Origin of the sequence: Phycicoccus sp. HDW14 (assembly GCF_011383005.1) — a bacterium.
Classification (GTDB): domain Bacteria; phylum Actinomycetota; class Actinomycetes; order Actinomycetales; family Dermatophilaceae; genus Phycicoccus.
This window is the reverse complement of record NZ_CP049935.1, coordinates 3332841-3356345: the sequence shown is the minus strand read 5'-3', so window position 1 is coordinate 3356345 and position 23505 is coordinate 3332841. Positions and strand designations below refer to the sequence as shown.

19 protein-coding genes are annotated in these 23505 nt (G+C 67.5%); 11 read left to right on the top strand and 8 right to left on the bottom strand.

Annotated elements, in window-relative coordinates; translation table 11 throughout:
• Positions 1–15: 15 nt before the first annotated feature.
• Complete coding sequence (locus G7075_RS16545; protein ID WP_166123483.1) at positions 16–1227, bottom strand: site-specific integrase; 1212 nt, start codon at positions 1225–1227, stop codon at positions 16–18.
• A complete protein-coding gene (locus G7075_RS16540) occupies positions 1224–1478 on the bottom strand; it encodes a helix-turn-helix domain-containing protein (RefSeq protein WP_166123481.1) in 255 nt (84 codons plus the stop codon). Before G7075_RS16540 ends, G7075_RS16545 begins: the two co-directional genes overlap by 4 nt.
• 277 nt (positions 1479–1755) lie before the next feature.
• Here G7075_RS16540 and mobF point away from each other — a divergent pair, with 277 nt between their 5' ends.
• From mobF to G7075_RS16520, 4 genes are all read left to right on the top strand, one after another.
• Positions 1756–5277 (top strand): MobF family relaxase, encoded by a 3522-nt coding sequence (gene mobF / locus G7075_RS16535; protein ID WP_166123479.1) that lies wholly within the window; start codon positions 1756–1758, stop codon positions 5275–5277.
• 252 nt (positions 5278–5529) lie between these two features.
• The gene (locus G7075_RS16530; protein WP_166123477.1) at positions 5530–7176 is read left to right on the top strand and encodes an ATP-binding protein; all 1647 of its coding nucleotides are present in this window, start codon (positions 5530–5532) and stop codon (positions 7174–7176) included.
• A 1-nt stretch (position 7177) separates the two neighbouring features.
• Positions 7178–9568 (top strand): Z1 domain-containing protein, encoded by a 2391-nt coding sequence (locus G7075_RS16525; protein WP_166123475.1) that lies wholly within the window; start codon positions 7178–7180, stop codon positions 9566–9568.
• 284 nt (positions 9569–9852) lie between these two features.
• Positions 9853–10530 (top strand): PD-(D/E)XK motif protein, encoded by a 678-nt coding sequence (locus G7075_RS16520; RefSeq protein ID WP_166123473.1) that lies wholly within the window; start codon positions 9853–9855, stop codon positions 10528–10530.
• A gap of 181 nt (positions 10531–10711) precedes the next feature.
• Here the strand turns inward: G7075_RS16520 and G7075_RS16515 are convergent, their stop codons facing one another.
• From G7075_RS16515 to G7075_RS16500, 4 genes are all read right to left on the bottom strand, one after another.
• Positions 10712–12148 carry a hypothetical protein gene (locus tag G7075_RS16515; RefSeq protein ID WP_166123471.1) on the bottom strand — a complete coding sequence of 479 codons (1437 nt, stop codon included), beginning with the start codon at positions 12146–12148 and terminating at the stop codon, positions 10712–10714.
• A gap of 136 nt (positions 12149–12284) precedes the next feature.
• Positions 12285–13778 carry a DNA cytosine methyltransferase gene (locus G7075_RS16510; RefSeq protein WP_166123469.1) on the bottom strand — a complete coding sequence of 498 codons (1494 nt, stop codon included), beginning with the start codon at positions 13776–13778 and terminating at the stop codon, positions 12285–12287.
• Positions 13779–13843: 65 nt separating this feature from the next.
• Positions 13844–14323, bottom strand: a complete 480-nt coding sequence (locus tag G7075_RS23090) for a very short patch repair endonuclease (protein ID WP_166123467.1) — start codon at positions 14321–14323, stop codon at positions 13844–13846.
• Between the two features lie 409 nt (positions 14324–14732).
• Positions 14733–15314: an HNH endonuclease gene (locus tag G7075_RS16500; protein WP_166123465.1), complete on the bottom strand. Its 582-nt coding sequence runs from the start codon at positions 15312–15314 to the stop codon at positions 14733–14735.
• Positions 15315–15728: 414 nt separating this feature from the next.
• Here G7075_RS16500 and G7075_RS16495 point away from each other — a divergent pair, with 414 nt between their 5' ends.
• Together G7075_RS16495 and G7075_RS16490 are read left to right on the top strand one after the other, a co-directional pair.
• Positions 15729–16574 (top strand): nuclease-related domain-containing protein, encoded by an 846-nt coding sequence (locus G7075_RS16495; RefSeq protein ID WP_240917693.1) that lies wholly within the window; start codon positions 15729–15731, stop codon positions 16572–16574.
• Between the two features lie 168 nt (positions 16575–16742).
• Positions 16743–18278 carry a von Willebrand factor type A domain-containing protein gene (locus tag G7075_RS16490; protein ID WP_166123463.1) on the top strand — a complete coding sequence of 512 codons (1536 nt, stop codon included), beginning with the start codon at positions 16743–16745 and terminating at the stop codon, positions 18276–18278.
• Positions 18279–18653: 375 nt separating this feature from the next.
• On the opposite strand, the gene G7075_RS16485 is transcribed toward G7075_RS16490, so the two are convergent.
• Positions 18654–19691, bottom strand: coding sequence for a hypothetical protein (locus tag G7075_RS16485; RefSeq protein WP_166123461.1), 1038 nt, complete (start codon positions 19689–19691; stop codon positions 18654–18656).
• A gap of 191 nt (positions 19692–19882) precedes the next feature.
• Between G7075_RS16485 and G7075_RS16480 the strand changes: the two genes are divergently transcribed.
• Both G7075_RS16480 and G7075_RS16475 read left to right on the top strand, forming a co-directional pair.
• A complete protein-coding gene (locus G7075_RS16480; protein ID WP_166123459.1) occupies positions 19883–20401 on the top strand; it encodes a peptidylprolyl isomerase in 519 nt (172 codons plus the stop codon).
• A 222-nt stretch (positions 20402–20623) separates the two neighbouring features.
• Complete coding sequence (locus G7075_RS16475) at positions 20624–21337, top strand: rhomboid family intramembrane serine protease (protein WP_166123457.1); 714 nt, start codon at positions 20624–20626, stop codon at positions 21335–21337.
• A 253-nt stretch (positions 21338–21590) separates the two neighbouring features.
• Here the strand turns inward: G7075_RS16475 and G7075_RS16470 are convergent, their stop codons facing one another.
• A complete protein-coding gene (locus tag G7075_RS16470) occupies positions 21591–21845 on the bottom strand; it encodes a cell division protein CrgA (RefSeq protein ID WP_166123455.1) in 255 nt (84 codons plus the stop codon).
• A gap of 73 nt (positions 21846–21918) precedes the next feature.
• On the opposite strand from G7075_RS16470, the gene G7075_RS16465 reads away from it, so the two are divergent.
• Genes G7075_RS16465 through G7075_RS16455 form a run of 3 tightly spaced genes read left to right on the top strand, consistent with a single transcriptional unit; the run spans position 21919 to position 23500 of the window.
• The gene (locus G7075_RS16465; RefSeq protein ID WP_166123453.1) at positions 21919–22671 is read left to right on the top strand and encodes a DUF881 domain-containing protein; all 753 of its coding nucleotides are present in this window, start codon (positions 21919–21921) and stop codon (positions 22669–22671) included.
• Positions 22668–23342: a class E sortase gene (locus tag G7075_RS16460; protein ID WP_166123451.1), complete on the top strand. Its 675-nt coding sequence runs from the start codon at positions 22668–22670 to the stop codon at positions 23340–23342. Before G7075_RS16465 ends, G7075_RS16460 begins: the two co-directional genes overlap by 4 nt.
• A gap of 2 nt (positions 23343–23344) precedes the next feature.
• Positions 23345–23500, top strand: coding sequence for a hypothetical protein (locus G7075_RS16455; protein WP_166123449.1), 156 nt, complete (start codon positions 23345–23347; stop codon positions 23498–23500).
• Positions 23501–23505: the final 5 nt, after the last annotated feature.

Sequence of the window (23505 nt, the reverse complement as noted above, 5' to 3'; positions counted from 1 at the left end):
GTGGGCTATCCAGGGTCAACACCCCGACAGTTCGCCTCCGAGACGCTTCAGCGCATCACGGGTGGATGTCGAGGAGACCTGAGAGTAGACCTCCATGGTGAGGCTGATGCGACTGTGGCGGAGGACCGCCATCGCGACGCGCGGGTGGACGTCGAGGGCCACGAGCAGGCTGGCGCAGGTCCGTCGTGTGGAGTGGATCGGGACGACCGGCACGCAGGCCTTCGCGGCCCGCAGCTTGAAGTCGCGGTGGAAGTTGCGGGGATCTACCGGATCGCCGAGCCGGGTCGTAAAGACCAATCCACAGTCGCCCCACATGTCGCCGGCGGCGAGCCGCCGCCTGGCCTCCTCGACCCGATGCCGCTCGAGTGCCCGCATCGCGATCTCCGGCAGCGGTAGCGGTGCATCGGAGGACGGCGTCTTTGTGTGGCGCCTTTGTAGCGAGTGATCGACCCGCTGGACCTGCCACGCGATGAGTGCCTCGCCATGCTCGAGGTCGACGTCCTCCCATGCCAGCCCGAGCATCTCCCCGCGCCGCAGCCCGAGCGTGAGCAGCAGGACGTACCCGGCGTACATCGGGTCGTGGTCCGCACGCGCCGACTCCAGGAACCGTCGAGCCTCATCGACCGTCCACACCGCCTGCCTCTTCGGCCGTGGCATAGGCACCTTCACGAGGGCGGCCACGTTGCGGAACACCAACTCCTCGCGCATCGCCTGGGTCAGCGCACCGCGTAGCACCCGCCACGCCTGGTGGACCGTCCAGTCCGAGGCGACCTCGTGGCAACATGCGCCGAGGGCGCAGCATTGCGGCTGGGGGCGCGCGGCATCCTTGCCCTGGAAGCAGCACTGGCAGCGGACCCGCAGCGTGTTTACCCACACCTGGACGTCGCGGACCATCAGCTTGTCGAGCTTGCGGTCGCCGAGGTCCGGGACGATGTACAGCCGCGAGAACATCTCGTAGTTCGAGGTGGTGGCCGGCGACAGGGTCGGCCGCACCGTCTCCTCCAGCCACCGCTCGAGAAAGTCCCGCAGGCGCGGGGACACCGGCACCATCGGTCCCCGCCGCGCCTGCTCGTGGAGCCGGAGCCACTTGTCGTGGACCTCCGGCCTGGTCTTCCCGTAGACGGTCTTGCGCTGCCGGCGCCCCTTCGGCGTCACGATCCACACGTGCGCCGCGAAGCCGTTCCGGTACGGGTAGATCGATCCCTCGCCGTTCGCCCGCCGGCTCACGGCCAGTCCGCCTCCGCCTCGGCCGCGCGCATCGCGACGTACTCGTCGACCCACGCCGGCAGGATGCGGCGCGACCCGCCGTCCTTGAGCGAGCGCAGGTCGCCGGTGATGCACATCATCCGCACCTTCGTCGGGCCGTAGCCGAGCATCTCGGCGACCTCGGGAACCGTGTACCACCGCCGCTGGATCGGGCCGATCGGCGCCTTCCGCCGGTACTGCGACCCTCCGCTGTTTCGTGCCGTCGTTGACATGTCCATTCCCTTCGTCAGGGACCGACCTCCAGTAGGCCACGTCCCACTTGGACTTCAACAGACCCCCACCGCCCCTGTGGATAACCCACACGGCGGCTGGATCTGCTACCTCCCGAAGCCTTGTCACCCCCGTTCCCGGCCACTTTTCGACGAGAACTTTCGCGCGGCTTCGAGCCGACCCGTCGACCGACCAACCCCAGATCGAGAACACACCTGGTGCACTTCGTGTCCCCGAATGTGGCCGGGAAGCGCAGTCGAGAAGGCTTCGGGAGGCGTGATGACGTTGCACAAGCTCGCCGCCGGCAGCGGGTACACCTACCTGACCCGGCAGGTCGCTGCCCACGACACCACCGAACGGGGCCAACTCGGGCTGGCCGCGTACTACGAGGAGAAGGGCGAGTCGCCGGGCCGCTGGATGGGCAGCGGCCTCGCCGGACTCCACCTTGCCGACGGCGACGTCGTAACCGAGGAGCAGATGAAGCTCCTCTTCGGCGAGGGCTGGCACCCGCGATCCCGGGAGCCGGATGCCGTCGCCCACGGCTGGGGTGCCCTCGGCCGACCCTTCCCGACCTTCGAGGCGACAACTCTTCGCCAAGAGATCGCCACAGCCTTCAGCGCGCACAACACCTCGCGAGGACGCGCGTGGAACGCACCCATCCCCGCCGAAGAGCGGGCCCACATCCGGACCGAGGTCATCGCTCGCGCCTTCGCACGGACGCACGGCCGCGCCCCAAATGACGACACCGAGCTGACCGGTTTCGTAGCGACCGCGTCGAAGCCGACCCAGACGCCGGTCGCCGGATACGACCTGACCTTCAGCCCCGTGAAGTCGGTGTCAGCCCTCTGGGCGCTCGCCCCACCAGAGGTGGCCTGCGAGGTCGAGGCCGCCCACAAGGCTGCTGTCCGGGCGACCATCGACCTGCTCGAGCGGGAGGTCGCCTTCACCCGCGTCGGCAAGGGCGGCATCCGGCAGGTCCCGGTCACCGGGCTCGTCGCCGCCGCGTTCGACCACCGCGACTCGCGTGCCGGCGACCCCGACCTGCACACCCATGTCGTGATCTCCAACAAGGTGCAGACCTTGCCGGACGAAGGAGGCAAGTGGCTCACCCTCGATGGCCGGATGGTGTTCAAGGCAAAGGTCATGGCCTCCGAGCACTACAACACCCGGCTCGAGGCGGAGCTCACTGAGCGGCTCGGCGTCCGGTTCACCGAACGTCCCTCCCCGCAGGGACGCCGCCCCGTGCGCGAGATCGAGGGCATCGACGCACGGCTCCTTGAGGAGTGGTCCTCCCGTCGTGGCGACATCACGGGCCGGCAGCGTCAGCTCGCGGCCTCCTTCCAGGCCGACCACGGTCGTGCGCCGACCCGGATTGAGTCCCTCTCCCTTGCCCAGCAGGCCAACCTCGAGACGCGCCCCGACAAGCACGAGCCGCGCAGCCTGCGTGAGCAGCGCGAGCAGTGGCGCGCCCAGGCGGACGCCGTCCTGCTCGCCGGCGACCGCGCTGGTCCCACGACCGTCACCAACATGATCGCGACCGTGCTCGGTCGTGACGGGGACACGACCCTCGTCAGGGGGAGGGACGAAACCGGGGACGAACTCGCGAGGCGTGTGGTCGACGTCCTGGAGTCGTCCCGGTCGACTTGGCAGGTGTGGCACGTTCAGGCCGAGGCGCTCCGGCAGGCAAGGTACGCAGGCATCCCCTTGACCTCCCTCGACGAGACGGTCGGGGACGTCGTTGAGCGGGTGACCCAAGGATTGTCCCTACCTGTGGATGCCGCCCTCGACCTCGGCGAGCCCGAGTGGCTACTTCGCGCGGACGGTACGTCGGTCTACACCGTTCACGGGAGTCGGACTTACACCTCGGCCGCGATCCTCGACGCCGAGCGACGCCTCCTCGAGGCCGCGGAACGAACTGACGGGCACGTCATCCCGGAGATCCTCGTCGACCTCACCGTCCGTCGGGACGCCGCGGATGGAGTGGTACTCGACGCCGGTCAGGCCGACCTGGTCAAGGCTCTCGCCACGAGCGGGGCTCGCATCCAGGTGGCCCTGGCACCTGCCGGGAGCGGTAAGACCACTGCGATGACCAGCCTCGCCACGGCCTGGCGCAGTGGGGGCGGGCACGTCATCGGGCTTGCGCCCACCGCGGTAGCGGCAGACGAACTCGGCCAGGCGATCGACATGCTTGCCGAGACCGTCGCCAAGTTCCTCCACAGCGCCATGGCCGCCGCAAGCGACGGCCGGGTTGCGGCCTTCCCGCCCATCGGACGGCGCACTCTGGTCGTCATCGACGAGGCGGGGATGGTGGGGACCAAGGACCTCGCGGCGGTGGTCGATCGTGTTCTCCAGCGAGGGGGCAGCGTCCGCCTGGTCGGGGACGACCAGCAGCTGACTGCTGTCGCCGCTAGTGGTGTCTTCCGCGACCTGGCCGAACTGGGCGCTGCGCTGGGGACGACCGTCCGCCTAACCGAGCTCCACCGGTTCTCCAACGCGGAGGAGGCGGCCTCGACACTCGGCATCCGGAGTGGCGACCCCGCGGCCCTTGAGCACTACTTCTCGCAGGGTCGTGTCCACGTCGGGGTAGCTGGCGCCGCCGTCGACCAGGCATTCAACGCCTGGAGAGCTGACCTTGCCGCCGGCAGATCGAGCCTGCTCCTGGCGGCCAGCCGCGACACGGTCCGCGGCCTGAACGAATTGGCCCGAGATGACCGGCTGGCCTCGCAGTCGGGGCGTTCGGGCCGGGAGGCCGCGCTTGCCGACGGCGCTCGAGCCAGTGCTGGGGACATCGTCATGACGCGGCACAACGACCGCTCACTTCGCGGCCGCGGCGGGTCGTGGGTGAAGAACGGGGACCGCTGGGTTGTTCGAAGCGTCGACCGCAACGGCGACCTCCACGTTGCACGGGCGGGTCATCATGCTCGCCGGCTCGGCGAGGGGCTCAGATTGCCGGCCGAATACGTCGGGCACCACGTACAGCTCGGGTACGCCAGCACCATCCACGGCGCCCAGGGCGCCACCGTAGACACGACTCACACCGTGATCGCCGGCACCGAGAGTCGGCAGGGGCTGTACGTCGCGCTCTCCAGGGGACGGCACGCGAACCACCTCTACCTGTCGGATGACGAGCCGGTCCCTGATGGATTCGCCCTCGACCTGCCTGCCGACCACGGTCCCCGCGAGGTGCTCACCCGGATCCTCGAACGAGACGACCGCGCGGAATCTGCGACGAGGGCGATGGCTACCGACCCGGCCCAAGAGCTCGCGCGGATCATCCGGCAGTACGAAGATGGCCTGCCCTTGCTCGCCGAGCACCTCCTCGGTGACTCGAAGATCCGCGCTCTCGACGCGGCGCTCGAGCGTTGGATGCCCGGCCTGACCAACCAGCCGGGCTACGCCGGGCTCCGCGGCCAGATCGCGCTCCGATGGGTCGATGGCGAGTCCCCGGAGGAGGTTGTCGAGGACGCAACCTGGTGGCAGAGCCAGGCCGATCTCCTCGCCTCCGAAGACCCTGCCACGGTTCTGGCTCGTGGCGTCTCAAGGTGCGGCCCGGTACCAGTGGAGATCAGCCCCCGCGCATGGCTAACCGTGGTGCCTGAGGCACTACATACCCACCCAGAGATTGGCCCGTACCTGGAGCGCCTGACGGCCGCCATCGGTGACCGTGTTGTCGCCGCTGGGCACTACACGAGTGAGCCGGCGCCAGTCGAGAGCAGACACTCCGCGGCTCAACGTCAGCAGAACCTGTGCCCATCCTCCCGGCAGGCTGATGGTCGACCCACGCCGGGACTCGCCCGCTAATCGTCGATGGATCGGATCGGCGGCCTCAAAGTGGTGGGCGAGTACGGTTTCACCCGAGGGCCCAACGAGCAGCCCATGCCGTCGCTCGCCCGGGGTCAAGAGCCGCCGAGCCGCCGCGCCGCCTATATCGACCGCGTTGGCGAGGCCGGACACGTGGCGAGCGGCCGCCGTCTGTGGGGATCGGCGTAGATGCCGCGCCTCTTAACGAAGATCCGGCTAAGCTGACACCCAGGCAACAGGGGCTATGGAGGGGTGGTCGACATCGCGACGCGCAAGACGGCCGCAAGTAGGGTTGGTGGTGGCAGGAAGGCATCGGACTTCGAAGTCGACATCCGGCCTGATGCCGCGGCTCTTCGAATGTTCCGAAGTCTGTCCTTCACCCCGTGGTATGCCCTGGGGGAGTTCGTAGACAATTCGATCTCAAGCTACTTCCAGAACCAGAAGGCACTGGAACGGACCTACGGCAAGCGCTACACGTGTGATGTCCGGATTGACTTTGACGACCGAATCGGCCGCCTGATCGTCGAGGACAACGCCGCGGGGATCGCGCGATCCGAGATTCCACGGGCGCTGCGTACCGGCGAACCCCCACCTGACACGTCTGTCGGCCTAAACCTCCATGGCGTCGGTATGAAGGCCGCGTCCTTCTGGTGGGGACGGCACCTCACCATTGAGACGTGGCCACTTGGTGACCCCCACGGTTGGCGAGTCGAGATCGACCTCGGTGCAGCCGGTACCAGGCCCCAAGGGACAGCCACTGTTCACCAGATCCGCGGGCGAAAGCACTCCGGCACCAGGATCAGTGTGGACGGTCTGTGGCAACAGGCCCCTGTGGCGTCAAAGACGAGGGCGACCGTCGCGGCCTACCTTCCGTCCATCTATCGAAAGTTCATTTCAGTCGCAGACGCCGACACTGGGATGCAACTGGCCCGAGAGGGGTCCCACCCGGTAAAGCTCTTTCTCGACGGTCGCCAACTCTCATTCGAGCCACCCAAGCTGTTGAGGTCGCCATTCTGGCCAACTGCAGACGGCCCAGCAAAGGGGGCCCGCACGCGGCTTTGGCGCAAACCGATATCAGTCCGACTCTCGACGGGCAAGCATATCTCCGGGTGGGTGGGCATCCTGGACACCATGAGCCGCGAATTGAGCGGGTTTACTCTTCACTACCGCGGTAAGGGCATCGGCGGCGTCACACCTCTTCACGCGAAGGAAAGCAACTCCGGATTCCGACCTCGCCAGATCTTCGGTCAGGCAGGCTCATACCGCGCTCAGAGCTACATAGGCGAGTTTGACGTCACTGCCCTTGGCAAATCCATCACAACCGACTCCACTCTCTGGTCGCCGGATGAAGAGCAAGAGTTCATAGATCACGTTCTGGAAAAGCTCAAGGATCCACGATTCGACATGTGGTCCATGGCCGTGAATTTCAAGCGCCGAAAGCGTAACCAGGTCGACAAGAAGAACCTTGTGAATGCGTCTAAGGTCGCGGCGACGCAGCTCCGCAATGCAGTATCGGGCAACATCAGCCACGATGACGTCGACGAGGACTTCGCAGAGAATGAGTCTGCACAACCAGAGGTCCGCTTCGCCATCACCGACCAAGAGGTGCATACGCACAGCTTCGGCCTGCGCTTCTCGGGGCAGCGGGAACGACCGTTCATAACTCTGCATGAGAACCGAACAAGGCGCGCACACACTGTGGTAGTCAATGAAGCCCACCCCTTGCTGGACGACCTACCTCCGATAGACGTCAACTTGCGCACTCTCCTTACACGTGTCGCGCTCTCGTTGACGGCAGCCGAAGTATTCGTGGAGAGTCCTGACCGTCACTTAGTGCGCACGAAGATGAACCAAATCCTTGACATGGTCCACCCGCCACCCGACGACCTACCGGAGTGAAATGAACGTCTTTCGCGAGCAGATGTCCGGTGCAAGTGCTCTGGACGAGTACCTCGAGGTCAAGCGACGAGAGTTCATAGGCGCATCTGGCGACGAGTTTGGAGCGGCCGATGCCTCACAGTTGCGCGAAGATATCGAGAGACTGGACAAGCGGGTACAGCGCCAGCTTGTGGATTCCGCACGCGCCAATGTCAGTTATCTCGTCATGGGCCGGGTTCAGAGCGGAAAGACCGGACATCAGCTCGGAATGCTCGCCTGGGCAGCGGACAAGTGCGACGTCGCGGTGATCTTCACTGGCGTGACCGAGGCATTGAATGGTCAGACCAGCTATCGCATACGAAAGGACCTGGGGACTCTTCCCTCCAACCCCGTGGCTACGTTGAACGTACCTACGAGAGCCAACGCAGAGCGAGACTCGTCCTTTCTGGAAAGTATACTCAAGCGAACAAAGCAGCGCCGCGACTTCCGGGATGGGCAGGGTATCTGGCCCGAGCGACTTCCTGTCCTGGTGTCGATGAAGACCAAGCCACGCGTGGACGCGCTCAAGTGGATGTTCCAGGAGGTGGCAGCTCGCCTAGGAGAGGGCGTTACTGCTCTCATAATTGACGATGAGGCTGATCAGGCCTCGCCCAACGCCGCAACGCGGAAGAACGAAGAAGCGGCTACGTATGCGGAGCTCAAGGGACTGCGTGATGCCGCCACTCATCATGTTTGGTTGTCCTACACCGCGACCCCCCAGGCAATCTTTCTTACGGAACGCGATGGAGCCCTCAGACCCGACTACTGCGCTGTAAGCCAGCCAGGTGCCGGCTACTTCGGTGTCGCGGCCCTCATGGACGCCACCCACCGGACCAGCCGCATCCCCGTCGAGGACTGGGTCGCGACTCACAGGAATCCAGATCACGTTCCAAGCAGCCTGAAGCGTGCCCTCTGTGACCTCCTTGTGGCCGCATGGTTGAGAAACTACATGCCAGACGCCTTCTATTGGCGTGTTGACGGCCGGCCGCCCGAGGGCATGCGCTCGGTGCAGATGTTGGTGCATACGAGCTCAAAGGTCCTAGACCACGCGGTGGACTACGCGACTATCGAGAATGGTCTGGCGCAGATCCGCTCGGCCATTGAAGAGGCGGTAATAGAGGAGAAGCCCGACAGAGTTCCTCCGGAACTGATCCAGGCCGTCGATGCCTTAGCTGGGCGCGTGCACAGCCGCACCGGAGGCACGCAAAGCATCCCGCAGCTTGGGCCCGAGCTCCTCTGGCAAGTGGGGAATCTCATTTCGAGAACAGAAATGCGCGTCGTGAACTCTGATCCAAGCCGGCCAACTGCACCAGCCGGGCCGCTCCCGACAGATCGCGCGGATTGGGAGGCGCACCCAATCTGGATCGTCATCGGGGGTGACATCTTGGGCCGTGGCCTCACGATCCCACAATTGGTTACCACGTACTTTACCCGACTCGCGCAAGCCGCCAACGAGGACACTGTCTCCCAGCAGATGCGCTTTTGTGGTTACAGGGGTACCTACGCCCACGTGATCACCGTTCACGCACTTCCGGAGATCTTCGAGTCGTTCGACTATCTGGCCCAGGTGGAACGTGCTCTCATCTCCACTGCTGAGGACTGGGACGAGAAGGACAAGAATCTTCGTTTGGACGAACCCGCGCTTTGGTACGTGTCACGACCGACGAACCGCATGAAGCCCACTCGGCTAGCGGTGCGTGATCGCGAGCTTGTCGATGCCAACAAGTCCAACGTGGTCCTAACTCTCCGCCAGTTTGTGCAGCCGTCGACTTTCGCACATAATGCTCGCGAGCTCTTGGACTGGGTTGAGCGCCGCGAGATCACCCGCGGCTTTCTCGATGACTGGTTATTGGCGGAGTGCGGGGCAGAAGAATTTCGAGTACTCCTGGGTAGGTTAAAGATGGTCGGCCGCGACGACGCGTCTCGGGAGGTTGCTGCCGAGCTCATGAACCCCCGCCTGGGTGACCTAGGCCTGGCCAACCTTCCCTTCGCCATGTTCGTCCGCGGACTCGACGTAATACAGATGGCGGCCGCCGGTGTTGTGCCGAGCATCGGAGAACTGCCTGTCCGGCGTCTTGCTGGCGTCGCACCCTCGAACGCAGGTGCCATTTGGGAGGCGGGATGGACAACAAGACCCGGCCTACACCCAGAGCAGTGGTTCGACTCGGCGCAACTAGCCGTGCCACACGTCGGTGACGCGCAGCGACGCCCCGTCGATCGTCTTGGCTACGACGCTGTGTCTGCCGTAGTTGAGCCACTCGCTGGGTACTCGACGAGTGAGGCCTCCCCGGTCGGCGCGGGACTCGCTATCTCCATCACGACACCAGAGGCCTTCGAGCTGCGAGCCATCGGGGTCAAGGCCGGCAGCGCATGATCTTTGGCTTCAGCAACATTCGTGCCGCCATCGAATCGGACAAAGTGCCTGCCGCGGAGCGAGACATTAACCTTCCGGTCCTAGATCGCGAGATGCGCCTGGCGACGGGGCGAGACGGCGCACGAGCATTCGTGCTTGTTGGGCCTGGTCAACCAAGGGGTCAGACACTAGAAGGTCGGCACTTTCGGTTCGATCCCTGGCTAGAACTGATCGACAGCTCCTCCGGAATCCGACTGCCGGATGTCTGCGTGCTGCGTTTTCGGCCGATCGACGAATCAGAGGCCGTGGACGCCGTCGCGGCCGTCTTTGAAGGCCTGATTCAACTAACACGCTCGATGCCTGGCGCGCTGGGCGACGTGATAGCCACGATGGAAGCCCTGTTCGAGTCCGGCCTGAAGAGCCGTGTAGCCCGCGAGACGGAGATTGGACTTGCCGGTGAACTCCTGGTCATCGCTGAGGCCGTCTCGTTCTCTACCCTGGTCCAGACGTGGCACAGCAAGGCAGAGGGCCGTTTCGACTTCAGCTCGCAGGGGGAGCGCCTTGAGGTCAAGACCACATCCGCCTCGGAGCGCGTTCATTGGTTCGGTTCAGAGCAGCTAGCGCCAATCCCAGGCGCCTGTACGACATTCGTCTCAATTCTCTTGCCGCTTGTGGAGTCTGGCGAAACTGTCGCCTCGGTGTTCGCGGGTATGAAGGACCTGACCTCCGAGGAGCAGGCAAGAGTCCGGAGGATCATCATTGATGTCACGAAGGAGCCCCCGGAGTTGCTCACGTCCATTGTCTTCGATCGAGCGGTCGCCCGGAGGTCGCTCCGCCACTTCACTGCCCAGGGAATACCGACCCCTGAAGCTGTGCCGGGCGTTGGCCGAATGCGGTGGGAAGCCAAGGTCGAAGACTTCCCCGCCCACCAGCCACCTGCCGGTACTCGACGGCTCTTGGACGGTAGAACTCCGAAGCCGTGACGGCGCAGGGACCAGCCAGCAGCTTGCCTCGACCATCACAGCGCTCCCGAGAGGACGGAACCGATCAGGACCGAGGAAAGACGCGGTGCGTTCGTAGACCGTCAAGGTCGCCCGGCGAGCTCAACCTTGTCTGAGGCCCGGACCGCACGAGCGCGGCGCCGGCCGGGATCCCGACACGTGCCTACGACTCCACCCGAGGCCAGTCGAAGCGCGCCACCGCGAGCAGCGATCCCCTGGCTTTGGGCACGCTCAAGTTGTACTTAGGACGGCGTGCCCTCCCCTCGGTGCCCTCCTCGTCGGGCGCCTGCTTTCCCTGCTGAAAGCCGGTAACCTGGCCCGCCGCTTTCGCTGCCTCAAGCGCTGGCAAGTTGTGGAAGTAGAAGGCCTCGACGTGGTGGGGCTCGAACGCTGCCTTGCGCTGTCGCGATCGACCGGAGTTCGACGGCTTCGACTTCACACCCTGCGCCGCCTTGAATTGCCGGTGCCACTCCACGAACGTCTCATCCTCGTCCGCCACAGCAACTCCGCCAGCCATGAGGAACCCCAGTCCCTGGTCCTCGATGCAGGCACTCATCGACTCCTGGTCGTTGAGCGGCGCCACGCCCTGGCCCGTCAGGGTCCTGCCAGAGACCGGGTAGCGCCAAGCCTCTGTGTGGGCCTTGAGGTCCCAGACATACCGCAACGAGTAGTCGAAGGCAGTGTTGCCATAGCGGGTTCTCGGCGGGCTGGGGTTGGGGGTGAACGCTGCGTTGAGAACTGCTCTCCCGCGCGACTCCCAGTAGAAGCCCTGCCACTCGTTCTGGTTGGGGCCCTCCGTCACCCCCTGGTCCAGCATCCAGTGGATGCACTTGCGCGCATCCCAGATGACCCGTTTGCTGCCGTCGGGATGAGCTGAGGCGCGCCAGGCGTCGAGCAGGGCGGCCGCCAGAGCCTTCCCTTCCTCCTCGGGGGTACCCAAGAGCATTGCTCGGTCGCTGCCGAGCTTCCCGAGCCGACGCTCCGCCCCGGCCAGGAGTGTGTTGAGGCCGACAAGCGAGATCGTCTCCCCCGTGGATTCACATTCGGCCGACCACGGCGCGTCGAAGGCATTCGCCAGGGCAGCCCCAAGCTTCGTCTTGGAGAGCCGAGTGTCAAGTTCGGGAGCAAGGCTGTTGGCCAGGTTGACGAGGACGCGCTTGTGCTCTTTGCTTCCAGGTCCGAGCCATTCAGGTCCGGAGTTGGTAAGCGCGCTGATCCTGTTGACTGCCTCGATCTTCGACTGTGCAGGCTGGAACGCCAGCCACTCAGGTCCGCTCAGCCTCCCTGGTCGCTGTCCAGCTAACCGCCGGAGGGAGTTCTCGTGGTAGGCGTCAGTCGCGCCTTCGAGTAGTGCGTTGAGACCGTCGAGGTTGACCCTGTTGAGCTCTTCGTAGGAGGGTCGCCACTCGACGCGGAGCACTTCCGCGATCTGCTGAGCCATGCGCGCGTTCGTGCGGGCGACATCGATGTCAAGCCCGAGGGCATCACGCAGTGCGACGATGGCGCGCTTCTCCCCACGTGTGCCAGCTTCCGCAGCACCCGTCAGCGAGAAGATCCGCGTTACGGCCTCCGCGACCGTGGCGGCGGGCAGGAAGAACATCGGATCGGCTGGCGCGGCGCACACTCGCTCAACGTAGTGCCCGCCCTCATCACCGCGGGGAAGCGTGAGCTGAGTCGGTGCGATGAATACGTCAACCGTGTGAAAGGCAAGAAGGCTGCCCGACAGGAGACCTCGCTCAGCTGGCCACAGTCTGCGTGAGTGCAGCGCTCCTGGCCTCATGAACCATCGCTTCGTTGGCCAACGCGTCGCCCGTCGGGTTGAGAGGCGCATTCAGGACAGCGCGCACCAGTCGACGGGGCAGATCTGACGCATCGCGCTCAACGTGCGTACGGAACACATGCCACGCCGCTCCCACCGCGACGCCGTTACCCACCTGCTTGTACGACGCAGAGTCGCGCTGGCCGGTAAAGGAGAGCGTCCGACTGAAACCCTGCAGGCGCGCGGCCTCGTGTGGGGTTAGACGGCGACGCCGGCTGCCGATGACCGAGGTCTGCGTGATAGCCACAAGAGCGGGGAGGTAGGTGGGCGCCTTGGCTCGGATCCCGGAGGGTCGGAAGTGCATGACCGTTCCCCAGAGGGAGCCGGTGTCCTGCGCCTGCCATTCGAGCTTGCGTCTCGACTCGGGGAACGTAGCGAAGACGGGGTTCGCGCGCTTCCAGTCCCGGATCACGTCGCGGTGCTCGTCGTAGAACCGGGCGTTCTTGATCAGGATCTGGGACTTCCATCGAGGCAGCGCTTCAAGCTCGATCGGATCAAGGCCACGCTCAGGGATCCACGCGTCAGCCCACAGTGGGAAGCCGGGGAGGCGGACGCCTCTTGCAGACCACATCCGCTGGACGAGGTCGTCCCACACATCAACCCAGGTTGTCTCGTCGGTCGTCAGCTGGTACTTGGACAGCTCTGCGATGGATGAGTCCTCGTCCAGGATCCATTCGGCATTCCAGTCGTGAACGTTCCAGCCGTCGACGGGGGCACGCACCACTGTCGGCGGAACGTCCGTCTCGTTCAGCGCACGCTCACGGCCAACGTAGGTGCCCAGGATGAAGACGCGGTCGCGGACCTGCGGTGTCCCTCCGAGAGAGGGTGGGAGGAAGTGCGGGGAGAAGACCGATGGTGTCGACGACACGCGGTAACCGATCTCGCGGAGCGTCTGGATGATGACGTCCCACTCGTGCGTGTGGCGGGGGCCGGCGATGTTCCGCACATTCTCGAGGAGGACAACAGCCGGCGTCCGGTCTTCGAGGATCCGTGCGATGTTCCAGAAGAGCGTGCCTCGTGCCTCGTCCATGCCACGTTGGCGCCCTGACTTCGAGAACGGCTGGCAAGGAAACCCCGCGGCGAGGACGTCGTGAGCCGGGACGTCGACCGGCCCGTCATCGGGAGTGGCCATGGTGATGTCGGTGTTGACGACGGGCCGCCGCGACTCCGGCAGCGGTTCCACCCAGTTGCGCAGGTACGTGTGGCGCGCCTCGCGGTCGATCTCGGAGACGTAGACACACCGCCCGCCCGCGTGGTCAAGCATGGCGTGGAAGCCCCCGATGCCGGCGAAGAGATCTGCGTACCTGAACGCTGCAGAGTCCTTCGCCATGCCAGCAAGCTTAGCTGAAGAGTCAGCTAAGTCAAGCTCCCGCGCGGACTGATTGAAGTGGAGAGGCAGGGCGTCGTTCATGGGAGGGAGAGTCCTCTGGTCGTGCGCATCCCACAGGGTCGACCCGATGCGCTAGGGGCGAAGCATCACCTCGCAGGTGGTACTCCATCAAGAGGGTCCGACAGGCTGTGGAAACCAGGTCCGCGGTTGGGCTGCTGTGGACTCATCACCGCGTGGGCTACTGCGCCTGGGTCCCGACGCACCTGGCACTCCCACACCCTGACGACGTGCCATCCGTGTTCTTGTGCCAGCTGCGTGGACCGCCGGTCCCGCTCGGCGTTGCGGCGCATCTTGTCGGCCCAGAGTTCCGCGTTGGGTCCGGTCCACGGCGTCTTACGACCGTGCTCGGGACACCCGTGCCAGAAGCACCCGTCCACGAAGACGGCGACCCGGCGTGATGGCAGGACGAAGTCCGGGGTGCAGCCCTTCGCGATCCGCCGGTGGAGCCTGAACCGCCCGCCGGCTGCGTGGACCGCCTGGCGGAGCAGTACTTCGGGAGCCGTGTTGACCTTGAGTCGCCCAGCGAGGTGCGCGCCTGCCCTAGTGCTGACCCACCGCTCCGCCACGGCTCCAACCTACGTCGGCGGTACCCCAGACTCGTACCCCAGAAAAGTACGGCAGTGAGGGCCGAAATTGACGCGATCGGGTGCCCGACAGCGCCCTGACCTGTGCTTATGCACCCCCTCACGGACCCCATTCGGGGATTTTGCAAGCAGGGGGTTAGGGGTTCGAGTCCCCTTGGCTCCACCGATCGAAGAGCCCGGCGCCAGCCGGGCTTCTTCTGTTGGTGGGGCTCAGGTGGACTTAAACGCTCAGGTTCCGGGGTCCCCGCGGTGAGCGCCAGCGAGCCGCGGGGCGTCCCCTTGGCTCCACTCTCAAGAACGTGATGGTGGCTGGGCGACCACCGGGCCATTCCCACGTCCGGCGACAGAGGATATGCGAGCGAAACACGCACACCCATCAGCAGCCGGGGTCCTAGCCCGCGAGGAACTTGACGTATCGCTGCTCCAGTCGATCGGGATCCGGCCTGTCCTGCTGGCGCGTCGGAATGACCAACGGGCGACCATGCATCTCCTGCAGCCCGTGCCGCAGCATGGGCCCATCAACTTCCTCCAGCAGCCGCCCATTGATCTCGACGACGCACTCGGGGCTGATGCCCATGAGACGTCGGTCGTAGGCGGCGTGGTGGATCTTGCAGAGACTGAGGCCGTTGCTCACCACCGGATCTCCGCCGGGCTGCCCGTCCTCGATGATGTGCGCCGCGTCCAGGAGCTCGGGGTGTTTGAGGGAACACACCGTGCACTGTCCGGCGTAGGCCAGCATCACCTGGGCTCTGAATGCTGGCTGGTGTACTCGCTGCTGCACGATACGTGCGGCGTACGCCTTCTCGATGGGACTGAGTTCATGCCCGAGCGGCACGCTCCGGAGGACCTCGTCGACGGTGAGCGTGAATTCGCGGATGATCGGGTTGTCGCCAACCACGAACACGGGGTAAATGGGGTTGTAGGCGTTCGGGCCGATCTTGTTGAGTCGGATGACTGGCAACTGCAACTCCATCGCTGCACGCAGCTTGAGATTCTTTCCGCCCTCCGGGCCCTTCTGATAGCTGTACTGAAGGAGCCCACCGTCGATCTCACGATCCGGGTACGGACCATCGGGGAGGTGACGATCGTCAGGGTCGCCGCGTAACCCCGCGGGTTCCAGATGCCGCCTCTCCCTGGATCCACGAGCCGCTCAGCCGTGCCATCAGGCAGGACGAACTCCGTCAGGTCGTGCCAGCGCAAGTAGCCTCCTGACGCGTCCGCGCGCTCAGTCAGAGCCGCGGCGATCACTTCACGCCGGAGGTACTCCTGACTGGGAGACGATCCGTCTGGCACCGCCTCAGGGTAAGTGACCGAGGCCCGCCCCACAGCGCGTGGCAATGCGCGGATCCGCCCGCGCGGACACCTGGATCGCCGTACCGTGACCGGCATGTCCGGGGGATCCGACGAGAAGCGCATGCGGCTGAGGTACGCCGGTACCTGCCGGATCTGTGGGCTCGACCTGCCCGCGAAGGCCGAGGCCGTCCACGAACGTCGGACGAAGACCGTCCGGTGCCTCGACCACTCGATCACGCAGGTCGGCGGGAACAACACAGATTCGCCCACTGGACCCACACCGATGCCGGCAGTCGACCCCGGCGCGGCCGGCGCCTCCGCGCGGCGCGAGTACGAGCGGCGCAGGGCCGCTCGCGAGGAACGGATCCGTGCCAGGCACCCGAAGCTGGGCGGCCTGATCCTCGCCGTCTCCGACGAGCCGCGGTCGACGACCGCCTGGCAGACGGGCGCCGTCGGGGAGGAACGGCTTGGCAAGGGACTGGACGCGCTCGCCGGGGAGACCGTGAGGCTGCTGCACGACCGCCGCATCCCACGGACCCGCGCGAACATCGACCACCTGGCGGTGACGCGCTCCGGTGTCTTCGTCATCGACGCCAAGCGCTACCGCGGGCGGCCCCACCTGAAGGTCGACGGCGGCGTCCTCCGTCCCCGCACCGAGCGCCTCCTGGTCGGGTCACGCGACTGCTCGAAGCTCGTCGACGGGGTGCTCAGGCAGATGGAGGTCGTGCGCACCCTCCTCCCCGATGACGTCCCTGTCCACGGCGTGCTGTGCTTCCTCGACGCCGACTGGCCGTTGCTGGGTGGCACCTTCACGACGCGGGAGGTGCAGGCCCTCTGGCCGAAGAAGCTGTACCCGCAACTCACCCGCGAGGGACCTGTGTCGCCCGACACCATCGCCGAGTTGCACGCCTCGCTCGCCGGCGAGCTCAGACCCTCCTGACCGAGCCGCCGGCAACGAACGGGGCACGGGCCGGACACGGAACGGTCTCGTCGGACACACCCCGGCATCGGTCCGGTCACGTCCTCATCACAACGGCGCGGATCGGGAACCGACCACACCTAGCGTCCCTCCCACGAGCAGCAACGACGCCGACGGCAGGGGAGCACCATGACGACACGCAGCCACCACAGCCGAACCGCCTGGGCCGCGGTAGCGCTCGCCACCACCCTCCTCGCCGCGGGATGCAGCGCCTCCAACCACGACGGGAACAGCTCTGGCACAACCGAGTACCAGCCCGGCCCCAACGGCGCGGTACCCAACGGCGACAGCGCCACCGACCAGGAGGACGGCGACCACGGCTACGGTCCCCGCCGGGACCGCGACCTCACCGACCCGGCCGAGGACGCCCGGAGCACGTTCGCCCTCGACATCGACACCGGTTCCTACACCCGCTTCCGCGACGCCGTCCGGAACGGAACCAGCCTCCCCCGCAACGAGATCCGCACCGAGGAGTTCGTCAACTACTTCGAGCAGGACTACGACGCGCCCCGCGACGGCCTCGGCGTGAGCATCGACGCCGCCACCCTCCCCTTCGAGGAGAACCATCGATTCGTCCGCGTCGGCATCCGCAGCGCCGACGTCTCCGACGCCGAGCGCCTCGACGTCAACCTCGTCCTCGTCGTCGACTGCTCGGGCTCGATGGGCGAAGCCGGCAAGATGGACACGACCAAGGCGGCGCTGCGCACCCTCGCCGACCACCTGCGCCCCACCGACCGCGTCGCGATGGTCTGCTACTCCACCGAGGCCGACCTCCTCCTCGAACCGACGCCGGCCGACGACCGGCAGGCCCTCGCGGACGCCATCCACGAGCTCGCCCCGAGGGGCAGCACCAACGCGGCCGCCGGCCTGACGCTCGGCTACGACGTCGCCGCCCGGATGCGCGCCGAGTCCGAGGGCCAGCACCGGATGACCCGCGTCGTGCTCGTCAGCGACGGCGTCGCCAACGTCGGAGAGACGACCAGCGGCGGCATCCTCGAGCGGATCGGCACCGAGACCAGGAACGGCATCAACCTCGTGAGCGTCGGCGTCGGCATCGCGGACTACGACGACGAGCTCCTCGAGCAGCTCGCCGACCGCGGAGACGGCTGGCACGTCTACGTCGACACCCTGCAGGAGGCCGAGCGCGTCTTCGCCACCGGCCTCACCGACTCGCTCGTTCTCACAGCCAAGGACGCGAAGGCGCAGGTCGAGTTCGACCCGAGGACGGTGGCCGGCTACCGCCTCATCGGGTACGAGAACCGGGCCGTCGCCGACGACGACTTCCGCAACGACGCCGTCGACGGCGGCGAGGTCTTCGCGGGCCACGCGACGACCGCGCTCTACGACGTCGAGCTGCGGGAGGGTTCGGGCAGAGGCACGTTCGTCACCGCGACGGTCCGCTACCAGGATGCTCGCGGCGAGGCGGTCGAGCGCTCCGCCGACCTCTCCGACGCCGACTGCGCGCGGGACCTCGACGCCGCCTCACCCCGCCTGCAGCAGGACCTGGCCATCGCGATGCTCACCGACCACCTCGTCGACGGACCGTGGTCGGAGCGCGTCGACTGGGACACCGTCCGGCACGCCGCCGCCGACGTCGCCCAGCGCCTCGGTGACGACCTCGACGTCGCCGAGCTGGCCACCCTCGTCGAGTTCACGACGGCCTGATCGGGCCACGCCGAGGCCCCGCTCGCCCAACCCTCGACAGGTAGTCACATCGGGCCATTCCGTGCGGGGCAAGGCCGGGGCTAATCTGCGCGTGTCACTCCGGCAGGGGTTCACAAGAAGGGAGCTGACAGGGCCGACGCCCCGGGTCGCCACCGGCACGGCAGCGCATGACCGTGCCATCCCCCTCCACGCGCCCCGGGACGCCCGCCATCGTCAATCCCCTCCGCGCGACGACTACGCGTCGCGCCTCAGGTCGGTCCGGCCAGCAGGGGGCCGGACCCTCCACACAGGACGCCGGCCGCTCACGGGGAGCGGCCGGCGTCGTGGTGTCCGGGAGGGTCGAGCGCCAACCGCGCGCCCGAACCCCGGTGTGGGTCAGCCCTTGTCGGACGCCTTGTCGGACGCAGTGTCGGACCCCGCGTCGAGGTTCGGGGTCGACAGGTCCGAGCTCTCGGACGTGCCGGTGGTCGACGGGACCTCGGAGTCGCCGGTGCCCGCGTCGTTCCACGTCGCGGTGCCCTTGTCGGCCTCGGCGCCGGCGGCGACCTTGGCCTCCTCGACCTTGGCGGCAGCGGCGTCCTTGGCCTCGGCCGCCTTGACGGCCGCCTTCTCCTTGAGCTCGGTGGCCTTGGCCGACGCCGAGCCGGAGGCGTCGGCGAGCTTCTCGCGGACCTCGCCGGCCGTGGCCTTCGCGGTGTCGACGGCGTCGGTGGCCCGCGCGGACGCGGACTTCGGCGGCGTGTACGAGCCGGCGCTGGCCCACGGGTCGGGGCGCTCGGTGCTCTTGCGGTAGGCCATGACGGCCGCACCCGCGGCGACGGCACCGAGCAGCAGGACCCAGCGGCCCTTGCCGGACTTCTTGGCCTTCGCGTCGCCCTTGAGGACGGCGTAGGCGTCGGGCGCGCGCTCGGCGGCCTCGGCGGCCTGGTCCTTGGCGGCGGCGGCGCTCGCGGCGATGGCGGTCAGCGCGGCCATCACCTTGGGGAGCACGTCGTCGGTGAAGGTCTCCTTGGCGTGCTCGACGCGGGGAGCCAGCGCCTCGTAGGCCTCCTCGGCCTTCTCGCGCGCGGTCTCGGCGGCGTCCTGGGCGCGCTCGCGACCCTCGCGGACCTTCGGGGCCACGGCGTCGGCGTAGTCGTGCGCCCTGTCGGCGACGTCGTGGGCGCGCTCACGGGCCGCCTCGTACTGCGCGGTCGCCTCCTTCGAGGCCTTGCGCGACTTCTTGCGCAGGTCCTTGACCTCGGACTTCGACTTCTTGCGCAGGTCGTGGGCGGCGGCGGCCGCGCGGTCGGCGGCGTCGGCGGCCCGCTCGGCGGCCGTGTCGGCGGCGTCCTGGGCCCGGCTGCTCACCTGGTCGGCGGCGTCGGCGACGGCGTCCCTGGCCTGCTCGGTCCTGCTCTTGCTGCGGAACACGTGTCCTCCTCGGTTGGACGTCTCTGCTCCCATCCTGCCCTCTTTCCCCTGTTCGGGGCACATCAGGGCCCGGTCGATGGCGTGAGCGCGCCCACCCCGGCGGCCACCCGGCCACCACCCCCGGACGCCTCCCTGTCTGCACCCAGCCCACCCCCAGCCGACGCCCGGACCCGCGTGAGAGGATCGACGGCATGAAGGCAACGCTGCACACCAACCACGGTCCGATCGTCATCGAGCTCTTCCCGAACGAGGCACCCAAGACGGTGAAGAACTTCGTCGGCCTCGCGAAGGGCGAGCAGGAGTACAAGGACGACGCCGGGCGCACCAACCCCACGCCGTTCTACGACGGCCTCGTCTTCCACCGGATCATCCCCAACTTCATGATCCAGGGCGGCTGCCCGCTCGGCCAGGGCATGGGCGGCCCCGGCTACACCTTCGACGACGAGGTCCACCCCGACAAGCAGTTCGACCGGCCCTACCTCCTCGCGATGGCCAACGCCGGCAAGCGGATGGGCAAGGGCACCAACGGGTCCCAGTTCTTCATCACCACCGCGCCGACGACCTGGCTCAACGGCAAGCACACGATCTTCGGTGAGGTCGCCGACGCCGCGAGCCGCGAGGTCGTCGACACCCTCGGCAACGTGCGCACCGGCGCGAACGACAAGCCGGTCGAGGACGTCGTCATCGAGCGCGTCGAGATCGAGGACTGACCCACTCCCCCGCACGAGACCCCGGGAGACCGACGTGGCCGAGCAACCGCCGATCCCCCGCCGCCGGCGGAGACCGAGCAGGTCCCCGTCTGCCCGCGCCACCCCGACCGGGAGTCCTACGTCCGCTGCCAGCGCTGCGGCCGGCCGTCCTGTCCCGAGTGCCAGCGGCCGGCCGCGGTCGGCATCCAGTGCGTCGACTGCGTCCGCGAGGGCGCGCGCACCGTGCGCCAGGGCCGCACGGTCTTCGGGGGCTCGGCCACCGACGGCCGCCCCCTGGTGACGATGACGATCATCGGCATCTGCGTCGTCGTGTACCTGCTGCAGCAGACCGTCCCCGACCTGACCGACCGGATCGCGTTCATCCCCGCCGCCGGCCGTGACGAGCCGTGGCGCTTCCTCACCTCGGGGTTCGCCCACGGCAGCCTGGTCCACATCGGGTTCAACATGTACGCCCTGTGGATCATGGGGCAGTACCTCGAGCCGCTGCTCGGCCGCGCCCGCTACATCGCCCTGTACCTGCTCAGCGCCGTCGGTGGCTCGGTCGCCTACCTCCTGATGTCCGCGCCGCAGACCTACCAGGACGCCCTGACCGTGGGACCGGGGATGTGGTGGTCGAGCGCGGTCGGCGCCTCCGGGGCGGTCTTCGGCCTGTTCGGGGCCTTCCTCGTGCTCCAGCGACGGCTGGGGCGCTCGGCCGCCGGGATGTACGTCGTCATCGGCCTCAACGCGGTCATCGGGTTCGTCATCCCGGGCATCGCCTGGCAGGCCCACCTCGGCGGCCTGCTCACCGGCGCCGCGTGCGCCGCGGCCATCGGCTACCTCGGCCGGGCGCGCGGCCCGATGCAGCCCCCGGACCGCCGGGTGCACTGGGCCGCCCTCGCCGCGATCGGCATCGTCCTCGTCCTGCTGGCCGTGGCGCGCTACGCCACGGCCTGACCCCGCCGTCCACAGGTCGTCCCCCTGTGGATTACACCGGTGTCATTCGTCCCCAGTGTGGACAACCCCTGTGGACAACTCCGTGCCGGAGGCACCGTCCCGCTGTCGCCACCAGGTGTGCTTCCTGGAGGCCAGGTGGGGGTGATCCCCACCACGACGCCACCAGGAGAGTCTCCTGGTGGCGTGGGTGGGGTGGAGGGGCCCGGAGGCGACGACGCGTGGACGCGGAACTGGGGGGGAGCGATTCGGGCGGTCAGCGCCAGCGGGTCGTCATGAGGAACCCGCTGAGCATCAGGCCGAAGCCCACGCCGAGGTTCCAGCGGCCGAGCTGCGGCACGGGGTACTGGTGCACGCCGGAGATGTAGAACGTCACGACCCAGAGCAGCCCGGCCACCATGAGCGTGAGCATCAGCGGCACGAACCAGCGGGGGTTCGGGCCCTGCGCCGCCGCCCCGGCGGTGCGCGGCGGGGTGTAGGTGGACTTCTTGCGACCCTTGGACTCGGGCACGGGTGACTCCTCCGGATTCGTTCAGACTGGTGCCCTAGCGTAGAGGCCGGATCGGAGAGAGAGGGGAGCGAGGGTGGCGGGCACGCACGCGGGCCGGGTCGAGCGACCCTCGCCGTGGCCCTGGCTCGTCCCCGTGGCCGCCCTCGTGGCCGGTGCCCTCTTCGCCTCGAGCGTGCGCGCCTCCCAGGGCGAGGACCTGCGCTCCGACGCCGCCCGCCTGCCCGACCTCATCCGCCAGCAGACCCGCGTCAACGCCGACCGCACCGCCGAGGTCGACGACCTGCGCACGCGGGTCGAGGAGGCCACCGCCCAGCTCGCGCCCGGCGACCTGCGCACCCAGCAGCTCGAGCGCGAGGCGGCCCAGATCGCCACCGCGGCCGGCCGCACCCCGGTCGAGGGGCCGGCGCTGCGCATCAGCCTCGACGACGCCAAGCTCGTCGGCGGCGAGGTGCCCCCGGGGGCCGACCCCGACGACTACGTCATCCACCAGCAGGACGTGCAGGCCGTCGTCAACGCCCTCTGGGCCGGTGGCGCGGAGGCGATGATGCTCCAGGACCAGCGGGTCATCTCCACGAGCGCGGTCCGCTGCGTCGGCAACACCCTCATCCTCCAGGGCCGGGTCTACTCCCCGCCCTACGTCATCACCGCCATCGGTGACCGCGAGGCGATGCGCCGCTCCCTCGACCGCGACCAGGACGTCGGCCTCCTGCGCGAGTGGTCTGTCGCGGTCGGCCTCGGCTACGACGTCGAGAACGTCGGGAAGCAGAAGTTCCCCGCCTACTCCGGCAGCATCACGCCCGCGCACGCCGAGGTCACCGGCTCGTGATCCGGCGACTCGTCGGGGGGCTCGGGGAGCTCCTCATCACCGCCGGTGTCCTCGTGCTCCTCTTCGTCGCCTGGCAGCTCTGGTGGACCGACGTCGTCGCCGACCGCAACCAGGAGCAGATCGTCCAGGCGCTGAGCGAGGACTTCCTGAACGGCCGCGACGGCACGGTCGGCAGCGACGCGTTCCCCGACCTCGGCCAGGACAGGGCGTTCGCCATCATCCGGGTGCCGCGGTTCGGGGTGGACTTCGCCCGCCCGGTCATCGAGGGCACCGGTCGTCCGGTGCTGGCCCTCGGGGTCGGGCACTACGACGGCACGGCCGAGCCCGGGGCGGTCGGCAACTTCGCCGTCGCCGGCCACCGCACCACCTACGGCAAGCCGTTCCACACCATCGAGACGCTCAGGGCCGGCGACCGGGTCATCGTCGAGACCAAGCCGACGGTCTTCGTGTACGAGGTGACGAGCCACGAGATCGTCCGGCCGTGGCAGACCGAGGTCATCGCCCCCGTGCCCGACGAGCCAGGGACGGCCCCGACCGAACGGCTGCTGACGATGACCTCGTGCCACCCGAAGTACAGCGCCACGTACCGGTACGTCACGCACGGCAGGCTCGTGAAGAGCATCCCGCGGGCGCAGTGGCGGCTCGCCGACTGGTCGACGGTGAAGGGGTAGCGATGTACGCAGCACTCTGGCGGGTCCTGCCGGGGCCGGTGTGGGCCAAGGCGGTCCAGTGCCTGGTCCTCGTCGTGCTCGTCGTCGCCGTCCTCTTCCAGTGGGTCTTCCCGGCCGTCGCCGACCTCGTCCCGTTCAACGACAACACCGTCGGCTGACGGGA